The following is a 15,928-nucleotide window of genomic DNA, read 5'->3' as shown; positions in this document are numbered from 1 at the left end:
GGGCGCCCGTGACAACGAATTCTCCCGGTTGACACCAGACGAAGTCACGAAGATCGAGCAGCTTTATCAAGCCGCCTTCGATTCCGGTTAGATGTCTTTGCAGGCGTTGGCTGAGTTTATTGCCGTCTCCCTGCGGGACCGGGCTGTCGGCTGGCGCTGAAACCCCGCCTTGCGCCGGGTTTTCACCCTGCGGGCTTCCATCCCTGACGGAAGCTGCGGCGGGGCTGGATGTCGTGGGTCCTGGTTGGGGTCTTGGCCGCGGGCGTTGGACTGACGATATAGGAGAGGCAGAGGGGAGCGGCCCTGGCCATGATGGGTTGAAGGTCGGAGGAGAGTCTTCCGGCGCCCGTCATGGAGATTGCTCCCATGAATACGCAGATTGTTGATGCCGGCCGCAACGCCAGCTGCGGTTACAAAGTGGATGTCAGCCGCGGCGAGTGCGTTGGTCGGGTGTCCTCGGAGTGGTTCTGCCGTCCGGCGGATGAACGTTATCTGTCGCTCAACGACCTGGCCCGCACGGTGCGCGATCGCACGGACCGCAGCCGCACGCGCGTGGTCGAAAGCGCGCTCATCCATGTCGAGGCAAGAAGTGCCGATCCCGAGCGCTTGGCCCTGATGCTGCCCGGCTCGGACAGGCCAGTCGCGCCGACCCACTGGAGCTTCGGCCAGCTTGCAAGCCAGGTTGGCGCTCCGGCCGCCTACCTGCGGCAGCTCCCCGCGGCCCTCGCAGCCATCAACCTGCAATATGGCCTGACCGCCAATCGGGCCGAGCAGATCAAGACGCTCGAGACCGAGGATAACCGGGTGGAGCTTCGTGCCGTCACCGGTCCCGACTATGGCCGGATCTACGACCACGAGCTGGTTGAGGCCGTACAGCGCATCGCTGGCAATGGCACAGGCGATACACGGTGGAAGGTCCCCGGTGTGCTCGACTGGTCAAGTGGCATCTACAATCCCCGCGTCGATATTTCCAAGGACACGACGACCCTCTATGCATCGGACAGGGACGTTTTCCTGTTTCTGGTCGATGACCTGAACCCGATCGAAGCCGGTCGTCTCCGGGACGGCTCGCCCGACCTCTATTTCCGGGGCTTCTATTGCTGGAACTCGGAAGTCGGTGCGAAGACGCTCGGCATGGCGAGCTTCTATCTTCGTGCGGTTTGTCAAAATCGCAATCTGTGGGGCGTGGAAGATTTCGAGGAGATGACCATCCGTCATTCCAAATACGCAGCCTCCCGCTTTGCTCACGAGGCGGCCCCGGCACTGCTAAGCTTCGCCAACTCCTCACCGATGCCCTTCGTCAACGGCATCAAAGCCGCCCGCGAGCGGATCGTGGCACGCAGCGACGAGGATCGCACCGAGTTTCTGCGCCGCCGCGGCTTCTCCAGGGCCGAGGCAGGCAAGGTGATCGGCGCGGTGCTGGTGGAGGAAGGCCGCCCGCCTGAAAGCATCTTCGATTTCGTGCAAGGCATCACCGCGCTCGCGCGCGACAAGCCGCACCAGGATGTCCGCCTGGACATGGAGGCCAAGGCCAAGAAGTTGCTCGACCGCGTGGCGTAGTTTCGGCCGAGCCGGAGATTGCGCTCTCCGGCTCGGCCCGTCTGCGCTTTGTCGGTTCGCGAGTTCGCGCGCTGCCCTCTCGCGGAAACGGTCATGTCCGTCGCGGGCGACGATCCGCGGCGGAGCTTGGGCGGTAGAGCGGTCGCCCACGTCTCAGCCCAAACTGGGTGATGGTCCCCCGGTCGTCGATGGAGAAGCACTTCCACGACCTCGGCTTCGAAAGCGAGGGGGCGATCCGGATCGCATCCGAGATCGAGACCCAAGAAGATCCGAGGGCGCGACCCAGTTTTCCGACAGCGCGGCAGCCGCCAATCATCGCCATCGTTCGTTGGAACAGCGAGAGCGAGAGGAGGGGGGCCTGTTTGCGAACGGGTTGGAGGCCGAGAGAGAGGCTCCCGGCCGCCCGTTTTCGGAGAAACTAACATGGCAAAGGCCGTTCAGAAGATCAAGCTGTCGCCGTCGCGCGACATTCCCTTCAGCAAGCTCGTCTTGAGTCAGAACAATGTACGGCGGCTCAAAGCCGGCATCTCGATCGAGGATCTCGCCGAGGACATCGCTCGGCGCTCCCTGCTGCAAAGTCTCAACGTCCGGCCCGTACTCGACGGTGAAGGCCAGGAAACCGGCATGTTCGAGGTGCCGGCCGGCGGCCGCCGTTATCGCGTGCTTGAGCTTTTGATAGCGCAGAAGCGTCTGGCAAAGACGGCGCCAGTCCCTTGCATCGTCAGTGACATGGGTAGCGAGGTCACCGCGGAAGAGGACTCGCTCGCCGAGAACGTGCACCGCGTCGCGCTTCATCCCCTCGACCAGTTTCGGGCATTCCACACCCTGCACGAGCAAGGGCGGTCCGAGGAGGATATCGCCGCCATCTTCTTCGTTTCGGTCAACGTGGTGAAGCAGCGGCTGCGGCTTGCGGCCGTTTGCCCGAAGCTGCTCGACATTTACGCCGACGAGGGTATGTCGCTCGAACAGCTGATGGCGTTCTCCGTTACCGACGATCACGCCCGACAGGAACAGGTCTGGGAGAACGTCAGCAAGTCGGGCTACGACGAACCATATCAGATCAGGCGTCTTCTGACCGAGCGGGCGGTGCGGGGATCCGACAAGCGCGTCCGATTTGTCGGCCTCGCGGCCTATGAAGCGGCCGGCGGCAAGGTGCTGCGTGATCTGTTCGAAGAAGATGGCGGCGGCTGGCTCGAGGACGTCGCTTTGCTGGAGCGTCTGGTGGCTGAGAAGTTGCGGACAGATGCCGAGACGATCGCCGCCGAAGGCTGGAAGTGGATCGAGGTCACCGCCGCCAGCTTTCCCTACGGCCATGACCACGGCCTCCGTCGGCTCGACTCAGATCCGGAGGCTCTCAACGCCGAGGAGCAGGCGCGCTTCGATGCTCTCCAGGCCGAATACGACGTGCTTCAGACGAGATTTGAAGGCGCGGACGAACTGCCCGAGGAGGTGGACGCGCGGCTCGGCGAACTCGAGCAGACGCTCGAAGCGTTCAACGACCGGCCGGGCGTCTTCGAGCCGGACCAGATGGCCAGGGCGGGCGTCTTCGTCAGCATCGATGGCGAAGGGCGGCTTTCGGTCAATCGGGGTTATCTCCGACCGGAGGACGAGGCGTCTGTGGTCGACGAAGGCGAACGAGGTATCGATGCATCCTTGACCCAAGGGCAGGAGCCCGGCGCGTCCGTTCAGCGCACGACGATTTCGCTCGCCGGTGAATCGAGCGAGCCGGAGGAGGGCGATGAGGATGTGGCACGGCCATTGCCGGATCGGCTCATCACCGAACTGACGGCGCATCGTACGTTGGCATTGCGCAATGCGCTGGCAGAAAATCCGGCAATCGCGTTCCAGGCGGTGCTGCACAATTTCGTGCTGACGGCCTTTTACCGTGACGGATCGTCCGGCACGTGTCTGGAGATCGGACTGCGCACGCCGACCTTTCCCGCTCAAGCCCCCGGGCTCAGGGAAAGCGCGTCTGCCAAGGCCGTTGAGGCCCGGCACGAGTCCTGGAGGGCGCAGCTGCCCAAGAGCGAGAACGACCTGTGGGATGCGCTCACGGTCCTTGACGGTGCCGCACAGGCATCCCTGTTCGCTCACTGTGCGTCATTTGCGGTCAACGCCGTCCATGAGCCGGCCAACCGTTACAATCAGGGCCGTGTCTCCGCCGACGGCCTCAGCTCTCGGCTCCGCCAGGCCGATGTGCTGGCACGCGCCGTCGGCCTCGACATGGTTCAATCCGGCTGGAGACCGACAGTCGATAATTATCTCGGCCGCGTCACCAAGCCTCGTATTCTGGAGGCGGTGCGGGAGGCACGAGGTGAATCGTCCGCGCAATTGATCGATCACCTGAAGAAGACCGACATGGCCAAGGAGGCCGAGCGTCTTCTCGATGGTTCGGGCTGGTTGCCGGAGCTCCTGCGTCTTGTCGACGCCACCGCCGCGTCAACGGAACAGGAGGCGGAGGCTGGCCCGCTCCCCGAATTCCTCGCCAACCAAGGGCAGGAGGACGGGGGCGACGACGACGCCGAACCACAGCTCGATGCCGCCGAATGAAGCTATCGCGGGACGGCCTGAGGCCGTCCCGCACGCCTTCCATCGCAATCCTCATCCCGCGCCCGGCTTCGTGCCGGGCTTTCGGCTTTCCAATGAGCGGGAATTCATCGTTCAGGACATCGTGCGGCGCTCGCTGACGCCGGAGCATGTATCGGCCGTTTCCTCCTTTGCTTGTTAGTGGATGCGTGCCGATGGTTTTGGCGGCGCGGTCGTTGTGATCTCGGCCAATCAAATCCTCGGCAAGTCCACCAACGATCTCCTCGAGGAGTTCATCGCTCAGGTCACGCCGTGAGGCCGGCGGGTCAGCCCACGCCGTGCCGGCAGTGCATTTCGCCTTGTTCGGCGGGCCGAGGGTTTTGGGCTCGCCGTGAGGGTCGGCCGGGTCATGAGAGGCAAAGAGCGGCCGGGACGGGTTTGAGCCGGCACGGTCCAGAGAGAGCGCCAGCCGGCTCGCCCCATCCCCGCTCTCCGAAAGACACTGACATGACCGAATCTCTCGCCGGCGGCGCCGCCGCCGCGCCGCTCTCGATGCGTGCCGCTGCAAGTCTCACCTCCGCCGCCCTCCGTGCCGCACAGAATCTCCTGTCCGAGCTCGAACGCGGCCGTCGCATCGATGCCGCCGTCCTGCGCAGTGCCATGGCGGCGGCGTTCGCCGGCTCGGACGCGGCCGGCGCCTGGAACTGGAAGACCGCCTATGACGTCTGCGAGGCGGCGACCGTTCTATTCCTTCGCAAGTTCGGACCGGCCATGCGCGCCCGGGCTGGCTCGACGGCCGCCATGCTGCCGATGCTCGCGAGGATCGCGAGCGGTCTGCCGACCCATACGCGGCGTTCCGAGCATAGCCAGGCACTCCAACAATTCTCGACGCCGATTTCGCTCGGCTTTGTCGCATCTACGGCGGCGGACGTGACGCCCGCCGATCGCGTTCTCGAGCCCTCTGCGGGGACGGACTTGCTCGCTATCTTTGCCGAGCTTTCGGGCGGCGCCTTGGTGTTGAACGAGTTGGCCGAGGCGCGCGCGACATTGCTCGATCATCTGTTCGCCAATCTTAAAGTCACCCGCTTCGACGCCGCCCAAATCGATGACCATCTCGATGCGAGCGTCGCCCCGAGCGTCGTCTTGATGAACCCGCCGTTCTCGGCGCTGGCGAATGTCGAACGACCGATGCCGGACGCGGCCCTCCGGCACATCACCTCGGCCTTGGCACGGCTTTGCGACGGCGGGCGTCTTGTCGCGATCGTTGGCGCCAGCCTCGCGCCGGAGAATCCGGCATGGACGGAAGCCTTTGTTCGTCTCCAGGAACGCGGTCGGGTGGCGTTTTCTGCCGCCATTGACGGCGCCGTGTACGCTAGGCATGGAACACAAACGGACACAAGGCTGCTTGTGGTCGACAAGCTGGCGGCGGTTGATCCGAAGGCCTTTCCAGCTTCATTGGGCAGGGCGAGCCATGTCGGGACCTTGCTTGACTGGGTGACCCAGCATGTGCCTCCCAGGCTGCCCATCGCGACGTCGGTAGCGGCCGACCTTATCCGTCATTCCGCCAAGTCGAAATCGAGCGCCGCCGCTGCACTGTGTTCACCGTCCACCTCGGGAAGCGCGGCGCCAGAAGGCTTGGAGCTCGACTACGCGACAGCCGAGTGGTCGCCGCCGGAAAAAGCCCGACTGACCGATGCCCTTTATGAGACATACGGGTTGCAGTCGATCCTTATTCCTGGATCGTGCCCGCATCCGACCGAACTCGTGCAGTCCGCGGCGATGGCGTCCGTCGCGCCGCCGAAGCCGACCTATCGTCCGCACCTGCCGTCGCGTGTGGTAACAGATGGACTTCTGTCGGACGCCCAGCTCGAGAGCGTCATTTATGCTGGCGAAGCACACAGCGAGTTGCTGGTAGGCTTCTGGACGGTCGACGCGACATTTGATGTCGTGGCCGCCGCCTGCGAGGGCGCTCAGAACGCGGTCCGCTTCCGTCGCGGCTGGTTCTTGGGCGATGGCACCGGTGCGGGCAAGGGACGGCAGGTCGCCGGGATCCTGCTCGACAATTGGCTCAAGGGCCGCCGCCGGGCGGTCTGGATCAGCAAATCCGACAAGCTGATCGAGGATGCGCAGCGCGACTGGTCGGCGCTCGGCATGGAGCGCCTGCTGGTTACGCCCCTGTCGCGGTTTCGCCAGGGCACGGCGATCCGGCTTTCGGAGGGCATCCTATTTACCACCTATGCCACGCTACGCACCGACGAGCGTGGCGAGAAGCTTTCGCGCGTCAGGCAGATCGTCGAATGGTTGGGCTCCGACTTCGACGGAGTGATCGTCTTCGACGAGAGCCACGCCATGCAGAATGCGGTCGGGGGCAAAGGCGAGCGCGGCGACCAGGCGGCCTCTCAGCAGGGGCGCGCCGGGCTGAGGCTCCAGCACGCCTTGCCGAATGCTCGCGTGGTCTATGTGTCGGCGACGGGCGCCACCACGGTGCACAACCTTGCTTATGCCCAACGCCTCGGCCTTTGGGGCGGCGCCGACTTTCCGTTCGGCACGCGCGCCGAGTTCGTCGAGGCGATCGAGGAGGGCGGGGTGGCGGCCATGGAGGTGCTGGCGCGTGATCTTAAAGCGCTCGGTCTCTACTCCGCCCGCTCGCTTTCCTATGAGGGCGTCGAGTACGAGCTGGTCGAGCACAAGCTGACGCCGGAGCAGGTTCGCATCTACGATGCCTATGCTGGCGCGTTCAGCGTCATTCATAACAATCTCGACGCGGCGATGCGGGCCGCCAACATAACCGGCGAAACCAGGACGCTGAACACGCAGGCAAAATCTGCGGCGCGATCCGCCTTCGAAAGCGCCAAGCAGCGCTTCTTCGGGCATCTGTTGACCTCGATGAAGACCCCTTCGCTGATCCGGTCGATCGAGCGCGATCTCGACGCCGGCCATGCCGCCGTGATCCAGATCGTGTCAACGGGCGAAGCGCTGATGGAGCGTCGGCTCGCGGAGATTCCGACCGAGGAGTGGGGCGACGTCCAGGTCGACATCACGCCTCGCGAATATGTGCTCGACTATCTCGCCCATTCCTTCCCGGTTCAGCTCTACGAGCCTTTTACCGACTCGGAGGGCAACCCCTGCTCCCGGCCTGTCTATCGTGACGGCCAACCGGTCGAGAGCCGGGAGGCTGTTGCGCGCCGCGGCCGCCTCATCGAGAAGCTCGCATCGCTACCGCCGGTACCCGGCGCATTGGATCAGGTCATCCAGCGCTTTGGCACGGACATGGTCGCGGAAGTGACCGGTCGCTCGCGCCGCATCGTTCGCAAGAGGGGCAGGCTAGTGGTGGAAAACCGAGCCGGCTCGGCCAACCTAGCCGAGACCTCGGCCTTCATGGATGACGTCAAGCGCATCCTCGTGTTCTCCGATGCAGGCGGCACGGGAAGGAGCTACCACGCCGAACTGTCAGCCCGGAATCGACGGTTGCGGGTCCATTACCTGCTCGAGCCCGGCTGGAAGGCCGATGCCGCGATCCAGGGGCTTGGCCGGACCAACCGTACCAATCAGGCGCAGCCGCCGCTGTTCCGTCCCATCGCGACCGACGTGAAGGCCGAAAAGCGCTTTCTCAGCACCATTGCCCGCCGGCTCGACACACTGGGTGCCATCACGCGCGGTCAGCGCCAGACCGGAGGGCAGGGCCTGTTCCGGCCAGAGGATAATCTCGAAAGCCAGTACGGGCGTGATGCCTTGCGTCAACTCTATGTCCTGCTCTTGCGAGGCAAGGTCGACGGCTGCTCGCTCGCGAGATTTGAGGATGCGACCGGCCTGAAGCTGACTGATGCCAATGGGCTGAGGGACGACCTGCCGCCGATCACGACGTTCCTCAATCGCTTGCTGGCGCTCACCATCGACCTACAGAACATTCTGTTCACCGCCTTCGATCAGCTTTTGACTGCTCGGATCGAGGGCGCGGTTAGCTCCGGCACCTACGACATTGGACTGGAAACGCTCCGCGCCGAGAGTTTTGTCGTCACCGACCGGCGGACGATCTACACCCACCCCGGGACTGGTGCGGAGACCCGGCTGCTCACCATCGTCCAGCGCCAGCGCAATCATCCCATCGGTCTCGATGACGCCCTGGCTCGCCGTTCCGACCATCACGCGATCCTGTTGCTCAATGAGCGCTCGGGCCGTGCTGCCGTGCAGCTTCCGGCCCCGAGTTTCATGCTCGACGATGGCGAGATCGAGCGGCGCATCCGCCTGGTACGGCCGATGGAGCAGCACAGCGTCGCCCTCGACATGATGGCGGAAAGCCATTGGGCCGAAGCGGATCGGGAACGCTTTGCCGCCGCCTGGCTTATGGAACTCGCCGAGGTACCGGAGTTCACGGAAAGTACGATCCACATCGTGGCGGGCTTGCTACTACCCATCTGGAAGCGGCTGCCGAACGAATCGACCCGCGTCTATCGTCTCCAGACCGATGCGGGCGAACGCATCATCGGCCGCAAGGTCTCCGCCGCCTGGGTCGCGAACGTCCTTGCCGCTGATGCGCCTTCGATGGCGCCGGACGCCGCCTTTGCCGCGCTGATGGAGGGACAGATCGTCCTCGATCTTGCGGAGGGGCTGAAGCTTCGCCGTGTGCGGGTGATGGGCGCAGCCCGCATCGAGCTGTCGGATTCAACGACACCATGCGCGATCGTCTGCGGGCTTATGGGCTCTTTGGCGAGATCATCTCCTGGAAGCTGCGGATGTTTGTGCCCGCGGACGCAAGCGGCGTCGAGATCCTGTCGAAGGTGCTCGACAGCTATCCGGTTGCGCGCATTGGTGGGCGGGAGGCCGCGTGATGCCGCGCGATGCCTCTGAATTGGCACGCCGCCTCGCGCGAGAGGCCGAGGCGGTATGCAGGCACTATCTCTCCAATGGCAAGCGGGTGGGACGGTATTGGGTGGTCGGCGACGTCCACAACGCGCCGGGCGGTTCGTTGTTCGTACGGCTGCAGCAGTCGCCGAAAGGTCCCGCCGGTAAGTGGAGCGATGCCGCGACCGGAGAACATGGTGACCTCCTCGATGTCATCCGCGAAAGTCTGGCCTTGCGAGACTTTCGCGAAGTGACCGGGGAGGCGAGACGCTTTCTGAAGCTGCCTCGTTCTGAACAGCAACCCACCCCGGAATTCGTTGGTCCAGCAGTGCCGGCCGGATCGCAGGAAGCCGCCCGTCGCCTCTTTGCCATGTCCAGCCCAATCGACGGCACGATGGTCGAAGCTTATTTGCAGCGTCGCGGAATAGCCCGCATCCACCATGGCGACAGTTTGCGCTTCCACCCACGCTGTTATTATCGACCGGACGAGCATTTGCCGACCGAAACATGGCCAGCGATGATAGCCCGCGTCACGGATCTCGATGGACGGATCTCCGGCGTGCATCGCACATGGCTCGATCCAGACGGCTTTGATCGCGTCCGGCTCGGCAAAGCTCCGATCGACACGCCACGACGGGCGATGGGCGACCTGCTCGGCAATGCCGTGCGTTTCGGCCGGGTGGACGACGTGCTCGCTGCCGGCGAGGGCATCGAGACCATGCTGTCGCTGCGTTACGTACTGCCGACCTTGCCGATGACCGCCGCGTTGTCGGCCAATCACCTTTCGGCCATGTTGCTGCCGTCCGGGCTACGTCGCCTCTACATCGCCCGCGACGCCGATGCCGCCGGAGATGCCGTACAGGCTATCCTCACCCAGCGCGCGGCAGATGCCGGCGTTGAAGCGATCGCATTGTCGCCTCGGCTGGGCGACTTCAATGAAGATCTGCACATCTTCGGCCGTGAGGCCCTCCGAGCAGTGTTGCGGCTTCAACTCGTACCAGAAGACGTCGACCGCTTCCTCCATTCGCCCACGCTGGCCGCTGAATAAGCCGCTATCCATCGATCGATCGCGATGGGTCAGTCGTAGATTAGGCCAATGCCGGAAGAGCACGCGACCACGGCCTTCTAGAGCGCGATCGGACGGCAAGCGGTCCGGTCCGGCAATGGCTGCGTCCGGCTATTTTCCGCCGCGCGCAGGCGATGGGGAAGGTACGCCAGTGATCCGATCGGCGCGCTTTGCATCGCGAAGCAAAATAGCCGGCCTCCGCCATCCTCCGCTGCCGCTTCGGCCCTGACGCTTCCGCCTACGCCCTGCCGGGCTTCGGCGGACGAGCCGCTTACGGGTGCCGGCCCGTTCCGCCCGCCGTCTGAGTGATCGCTACGAAGGCCGCGATGGGCGCGGCCAACCCGGCAAAGGACCTCTTCCCATGACCGACCATGACGACATCGAACCGGCACAGTCTCCGACCGACCACGTCCTGAGCGAATTGCAGCTCTTCGGCTATCGTCCCTTCGACGACCGGCCAGATCCAAGACCTCTTCCCGAGGGCAAGATGATCGCCGGCGCCGTCGTCGATCTGTTTGACGCCTTGGTTGCCACTCTGAGCGGTACGCGGCTTGAGCCGGACCTCGACGAGCTCCTTTGGTCGACTGTCAACCTGTTTCATCGTGCCGTCGAGCGCATGGAACGCCAGCTCGACGACAATGAACAAGCGCAGCACAAGAGCCAGCGAGAGCAGAACGGGTCCGAGGTGCGATCGGTTGAGCTCGAGCGCCTGACCGCGGAGGGCATCACGCTGATCGAGCGCAGAAATTGCCTGGAACTCTTCCGCGACCACGCGATCGAACGATTTGAGGTCCACACCGGTTCGTCCTGGCGTCCTCGATCGGGCTCGTTGGTCAACCACCGCACGCTCACCGCAGCGATGATCGACTCCCGCGACTTCATCGCCGCCAAGCATCGTTCCGAGACCGAGGTCATGTTGCCGCATGGAGTGAAGATCGCACTCACCGGCGGGCTCGACTTCAACGACCATCGCCTCATCTGGGATCGCCTCGACAAGGTTCATGCCAAGCATCCCGACATGGTCCTGCTCCATGGCGGCTCGCCCAAAGGGGCCGAACTGATCGCCTCCAAATGGGCGACCAGTCGCAAGGTGCCCCAGATCGCTTTCAAGCCCGACTGGACGAAGCACGCCAAGGCGGCACCCTTCAAGCGCAATGACGCCATGCTCGAACTGTTACCGATCGGCGTCATGCACTTTCCGGGTTCAGGGATCCAGGACAACCTCGCCGACAAGGCGAAGCGTTTCGGCATCCCCGTTTGGAGGTTCGGCGGCGCGTGAGCGCAGTCTTCTTGTCTCCTACCATCAAAGCGGAGTTGTGCGCGCCGCAACTCCGCCTCGTTCAGACTTTATATCCGAAGTTGCGCCATGGTGGTGGTGGAAGGCGCGACTTGCAAATCCATGCAAATGGAGCCGCCACCATGCCCGCCCTTGGGCTTGTTCTCAATGCGCTCGGCATCGGCTTGTTCTGCTGGGCGATGTTCGTGCTGGCAGTGCATGCCTTGTCGTTTTTCGTCGCACTCATTTGCGGGATGATAGCGTTCCACGGTGGCGCCGGCGTCATCGGCGCGCTGCTCGTCGGAAGTGTGGCCGGCGCGCTGACACTTGCCGCCGGTGACGTCGCCTTCGCTGTTACCCGATCGCTGGCTCTGCGCCTCGTGATCGCGACCATATTCGCCGTTCCAGCTGCCATCGCCGGCTACAATGTGGTGTTCGCCCTGTCCCAGATCGCGGTGCCGTCGCTGGCCTGGCGTGAGGCCTTCGCCTGTTTGGGCGCGTTTTGCATTGGCGGCACGACGTGGACGCGCTTGACGGTTCTTGCTCGCAGAGGCCCGCCTGTTCGAGCCGGCTAGGCTGGTGGAGCAACCGTCTCAACCGTTCTTGCGGCCGCCGCGCGCGAGGGATGATCCTTCGTCAGCGTCCTCGTCGAACGGGTTCGCCTGGATCGGCATATTGAATGTGGGTCAAGGGACCTGGAGCGAGAGGTAATCGCGGCCCTCTTCGGAGCGCTTCGACCAGGCTGGCGATCTCGGCCCGGCCCACGTGGTCGCGGTGGCGCGCGGCGTGTTCTCGATGTTCTTTCATGGACGATACCGCCCTTCGCGGCAGATTGTTTCTTTCTCTTCGCTGAATCGTTCCGACATCTTGTGCAGCTCAACCGAGATTCGCCAGTCTCCTCCTTGAGATTGCGGTTCAGCACGCGGACGCACGTGGCCTCCTTGATGGCTTGATCTGGCCGAAGACCGGCTTCGCCTCGATCGTCTGAGCCGCAACGCCGTTGATGCGACTTTCTTCCCCTGGGCTAAAGCCCATTCCTCGCGAGACAAGAAAGTCGCCACAACGGCGTCCTCCGCTGCGCTCCGGCCCGCGAGGGGTGCGTCGCCGATCGTCCCCGGCCTCTAGATCGCCATCGAGGCCGCGGTGGTCGCGGGCTCGAAACACAACAGGAGAAGTGACATGGCTAACATCGGTTCTTTCAAGAAGGTCGGCAACGATTTCCAGGGCGAGATCGTCACCCTGAGTCTGCAAGCCAGGGGCGTCCGTATCGTCGCCGAGACCAACCGCTCCAACGACAACGCTCCGAGCCACCGCATCTATGTGGGCCGGGCCGAGATCGGGGCCGCCTGGTCGAAGCGCTCCGAGGAGGGCCGCGATTACCTCTCGCTCAAGCTCGACGATCCCTCCTTCAACGCACCGATCTACGCCAACCTGTTCGACGACGAAGGTGGCGAGGGCTACACGCTGCTGTGGTCGCGGCCGCGCAAGAACGGCGAGTGAGTTGAGCCGAGTGCTGCGCCCCGCCACCTGGCGGGGCGCTTCGCAACTGGACTGAGGCGGCTTACGATTGCCAGGCCGCGCGGCGCTCTTGAGCAGGCCCCCGGTTCGATCCCGACGCTTCAGCAATCTGTCCGAGCACGGTAGTGCTTGCTGAGAGATCGCAGTGCTTTGGCGGCTTAAACCCGCTCGCTCCTCCTGCGTAATAAGTAGATCGTCGGGTTTCCGACGCGGATTTTCAGCCATGATTTCCTTGAATCCAGCGCTATACGGGAGCTGAGCGAGCGATCGTTCCTATTGTTGTCGAACGATTCTACCGGCTACGGCGACGCTATGAGTGCGGCCGATCTTGATCGCAGCAGCCGCATTTCTCGCAAGTTCAGCGTCTCGGCTACGGTTCGATCTTGCGGCCGGGCAGGTGCGTCGCGCCCAATGAGTGGACTGCGGTTCTGCGCGTCGATTCGGTGGAGCACCGCATCTGGTCCAGGGAGCCGCAGGTAGTCGGTTCGTCATACGCAGCCGAGTTGACGTTTGATGGCGACTAACGGGCATATGTAGCCCAGTTACTCTGGCGCACGATGAACGGCCGCGCGCAAAGCTCAAGCTTGGGATCAATCGTCCAAATAGCAGGGGCAAGCGCCCGAGCTCTGCTATCCGCGCGCTCGCCCGCGCAATCGCTGGTGGGCGGCTTCTATCGCAAGCTTCTGTGGCCCGGGCGCGAGGACGAATAGGCCTTCCGTAGGGGTATCGAAAATCACTCCGTCATCTTCGGCATCCCCCTAAGCGCTGCTACTCCGCGATGGTGGCCGTCGACGCGCGGCGAACCTCGTTCGCGCTCCAGACGATCACGGAGCTTTTCAAATGTCCGATCCGAACGCGGGTAAGACGCCGCGTTACCTACGAACGTCCGAAGCCGCGCGCTTTTTGAGTTTGTCTGGCCGCACTTTGGAGAAACATCGAACGTACGGAACCGGCCCGGAATATCACAAGATCGGTGGGCGTGTGGTCTACTCGGTAGCTGACCTGACAGCCTGGGCCGAACTGGGCAAGAAGAAATCGACTTCCGATCCCGGTACCGGCACCGTACTGCCCGCAAAACGGCATGCGCCAATTCCTTATGCAGGTAAAGAGCGGCGCTAAGCAATGTCCATTAGCAAATCCTCGGCGCACCGCCGCCGTTCAGAGCGCGAGCAGCTTGCCCCGTTTCGCGCCCATCCTGCCAATCTCGCGCCGCGCGATGCGCAGGATCTCGTGGCTTATCCTTTCTTCTCACGCGCAAAGACAAATCGCATCGTGCCAATCGATTTCTGTGCCGGCACGATCGTAATTCGCGTCGAAGCCATGCGGAAACACGGCATGGCGGCCATTTCGGATGCAGATGTGCCGATCTGGGCCGTGCGCCAAATCGTCGAAGCCCGTGACACCGGTTTGAAAACGTCGCGCCTGATGGCTGCAACGCGTTACGAGATTTCGACCTTTGTCGCTCGCGACACCAGCGCGCGGGAATATGGCCGGCTAAAGACCGGGCTCGACAGACCGCAATCAATGACAGTGCAAACTCCGATCCGCCAGCCGACAGAATGGCGACCGCATCGTTGCTCCTGGATCAACGAATGGAAGGAGACGGTCGATGTCAACGGGCGTTCATTTGGTCTCGAGCTGATCCTGCCTGATTGGTTCTATACGGGTGTGGTTGATCACAGGCTCGTGCTGACGATCCGTCGCACCCTATTTCAACCTGACAGGCGGAATCGACCATCGCCTTTACTCGCTCATGCGCAAGCACGGTGGGCGCCACCACGGCGGCTCGAGCTTCCCGACCTTTGTGGATCTCCATGCCAAGTCCGGCATTCTCTCGCCGCTCAAGCACTTGGCCGACGCCGTCTGTCAGATCGTCCAACGCCAGACATTGCCCGGCTATCAGCTTGTGTTCACGCGCGATCCGAACGGTACCGAGCGGCTGAACTTCGTACCGAAGCTTGGTGGTCCCTTCACGGCGTGCCTGCGCATGCGCGGTCTTATTCCAAATTCGGAGAACAATCTGTGAATCAGCTCGTGCTATCGAGGACCGCGACCCTCGTGCCATCGGGAACCCAATCCTCCTGCTGTCGAGGTCCGAAATTGAGCTTAATTGTTTGCTTCTCCGCGCTTTACGAGCGCGCTCACTTCACTAACCTACTGACCCCAACGTTTTATCAACAAGCAGGCCACGCCTGCAGCGATGCCTCTTGCACTTGCTCTCCCACGCGCCACGCTTTCTTGCAATGCAACTCGTTTCTCGAACCTACAGATGCGGTCGCGCGTAGTACCGCGCGAACGCCTAGGTCGGGGTCACCGTATTACACTCCTTGTGTTCCCTTGCGGCAGCTCGCTCGTCGAGGAGAACTCGGCGACATGCGTGGTTGGCACCAAAGCCACCACATGCCGGAATCTGGAGAATGGGCGGTCAGGCTAACAAGCGCAATGCTTGATGGCTTCAAGACGGCCTGCCGATACGTCGCCGACCTTGAGCCCGAACGTGCGCAACGAGTCGCGGATCGCGTTCACCATATCCAGCAGCTTGCCGAGCAGCGCCGTCCGCCCGACCCGCAGCGCCCGCAACGTTTGCACGCTCTCCGGCCTGACGTGGACTGCGCGGAACCAGCCGGTCCGCATCATCTGCGCAATATCTTTGGTGTCGTTCCGGTAGGTCGCGTTCAGCGCCGCCTCGGCATGGCGCGTCTCGATGCAAAGCGCGGGGAGGCGCCTTTGGACGAGCGCCGTGAACAGCCATGCGCTGTACGAGAACGTTTCCAGGTCGACGCGCTTGAGGTGGATTCCTCACTCTGCCAGGACCAGCTCGATTGCGTCAGGGGCCGTCTCAAGTGTCGTCCCCCGGACGAGCTTGCCGTCACCATCCACCGCGCAAATGTTCGTCGCCTCCAGCGAGGCGTCAGGACCTGGATAGAAGTCCGCCGTTCGCTTTCACCGTCGATCGACGCCGCGCGCCGCGCGCTCCATTCGCGAATCATTGCGAGGCGCCGCCGCCGCAATGCGGCCGGCGAGGGGGCACAAGTCAGCACCCCGATTACCCGGAAATGCTCCGGATTTCGTCTAGCGGATCAGACCACGACTTGCATGAGACGTGACTGGCAACGCCGCGGCGCCAGTCCTGCTAACCT

At 63.4% G+C, this 15,928-nt stretch carries 9 protein-coding genes and 1 pseudogene; 9 read left to right on the top strand and 1 reads right to left on the bottom strand.

The features are described from left to right. Positions 1-366: 366 nt before the first annotated feature. From J2R78_RS05295 to J2R78_RS05250, 9 genes and pseudogenes are all read left to right on the top strand, one after another. Positions 367-1,560, top strand: a complete 1,194-nt coding sequence (locus J2R78_RS05295; RefSeq protein WP_253587707.1) for a DUF932 domain-containing protein — start codon at positions 367-369, stop codon at positions 1,558-1,560. Between the two features lie 423 nt (positions 1,561-1,983). Continuing rightward, on the top strand, positions 1,984-4,110 hold the full coding sequence (locus J2R78_RS05290) for a ParB/RepB/Spo0J family partition protein (RefSeq protein ID WP_253603342.1): 2,127 nt from the start codon (positions 1,984-1,986) through the stop codon (positions 4,108-4,110). A gap of 528 nt (positions 4,111-4,638) precedes the next feature. Then, the gene (locus J2R78_RS05285; RefSeq protein WP_375166979.1) at positions 4,639-8,934 is read left to right on the top strand and encodes a strawberry notch-like NTP hydrolase domain-containing protein; all 4,296 of its coding nucleotides are present in this window, start codon (positions 4,639-4,641) and stop codon (positions 8,932-8,934) included. Beyond that, positions 8,915-9,976, top strand: a complete 1,062-nt coding sequence (locus J2R78_RS05280; protein ID WP_069279420.1) for a toprim domain-containing protein — start codon at positions 8,915-8,917, stop codon at positions 9,974-9,976. The genes J2R78_RS05285 and J2R78_RS05280 overlap by 20 nt, the downstream gene beginning before the upstream one ends. 379 nt (positions 9,977-10,355) lie before the next feature. After that, a complete protein-coding gene (locus J2R78_RS05275) occupies positions 10,356-11,273 on the top strand; it encodes a DUF2493 domain-containing protein (RefSeq protein ID WP_253587705.1) in 918 nt (305 codons plus the stop codon). Positions 11,274-11,413: 140 nt separating this feature from the next. After that, positions 11,414-11,845: a hypothetical protein gene (locus tag J2R78_RS05270; protein ID WP_253587704.1), complete on the top strand. Its 432-nt coding sequence runs from the start codon at positions 11,414-11,416 to the stop codon at positions 11,843-11,845. 604 nt (positions 11,846-12,449) lie between these two features. Continuing rightward, the gene (locus tag J2R78_RS05260; RefSeq protein WP_018458991.1) at positions 12,450-12,770 is read left to right on the top strand and encodes a DUF736 domain-containing protein; all 321 of its coding nucleotides are present in this window, start codon (positions 12,450-12,452) and stop codon (positions 12,768-12,770) included. A gap of 858 nt (positions 12,771-13,628) precedes the next feature. Next, the gene (locus J2R78_RS05255) at positions 13,629-13,907 is read left to right on the top strand and encodes an AlpA family transcriptional regulator (RefSeq protein WP_081334860.1); all 279 of its coding nucleotides are present in this window, start codon (positions 13,629-13,631) and stop codon (positions 13,905-13,907) included. Between the two features lie 3 nt (positions 13,908-13,910). Then, positions 13,911-14,814: pseudogene (locus J2R78_RS05250) on the top strand (replication initiator protein A). 404 nt (positions 14,815-15,218) lie between these two features. Here the strand turns inward: J2R78_RS05250 and J2R78_RS05245 are convergent. Then, complete coding sequence (locus tag J2R78_RS05245) at positions 15,219-15,425, bottom strand: hypothetical protein (RefSeq protein ID WP_069279423.1); 207 nt, start codon at positions 15,423-15,425, stop codon at positions 15,219-15,221. Between the last annotated feature and the right edge of the window lie 503 nt (positions 15,426-15,928).

The organism is Bradyrhizobium sp. USDA 4538 (genome assembly GCF_024171045.1).
Taxonomy (GTDB): Bacteria; Pseudomonadota; Alphaproteobacteria; order Rhizobiales; family Xanthobacteraceae; genus Bradyrhizobium; species Bradyrhizobium australafricanum.
Note: the sequence above shows the minus strand (reverse complement) of the source record. Positions and strands in the feature narration are given on the sequence as shown.

What these genes read in the sequence shown, in the direction of transcription:
- J2R78_RS05280 (WP_069279420.1), top strand. Translation starts at nt 8,915, where the DNA reads ATGCCGCGCGATGCCTCTGAATTGGCACGCCGCCTCGCGCGAGAGGCC.
- J2R78_RS05285 (WP_375166979.1), top strand. Translation starts at nt 4,639, where the DNA reads ATGCGTGCCGCTGCAAGTCTCACCTCCGCCGCCCTCCGTGCCGCACAG.
- J2R78_RS05255 (WP_081334860.1), top strand. Translation starts at nt 13,629, where the DNA reads ATGTCCGATCCGAACGCGGGTAAGACGCCGCGTTACCTACGAACGTCC.
- J2R78_RS05290 (WP_253603342.1), top strand. Translation starts at nt 1,984, where the DNA reads ATGGCAAAGGCCGTTCAGAAGATCAAGCTGTCGCCGTCGCGCGACATT.
- J2R78_RS05275 (WP_253587705.1), top strand. Translation starts at nt 10,356, where the DNA reads ATGACCGACCATGACGACATCGAACCGGCACAGTCTCCGACCGACCAC.
- J2R78_RS05295 (WP_253587707.1), top strand. Translation starts at nt 367, where the DNA reads ATGAATACGCAGATTGTTGATGCCGGCCGCAACGCCAGCTGCGGTTAC.
- J2R78_RS05245 (WP_069279423.1), bottom strand. Translation starts at nt 15,425, where the DNA reads ATGATGCGGACCGGCTGGTTCCGCGCAGTCCACGTCAGGCCGGAGAGC.
- J2R78_RS05270 (WP_253587704.1), top strand. Translation starts at nt 11,414, where the DNA reads ATGCCCGCCCTTGGGCTTGTTCTCAATGCGCTCGGCATCGGCTTGTTC.
- J2R78_RS05260 (WP_018458991.1), top strand. Translation starts at nt 12,450, where the DNA reads ATGGCTAACATCGGTTCTTTCAAGAAGGTCGGCAACGATTTCCAGGGC.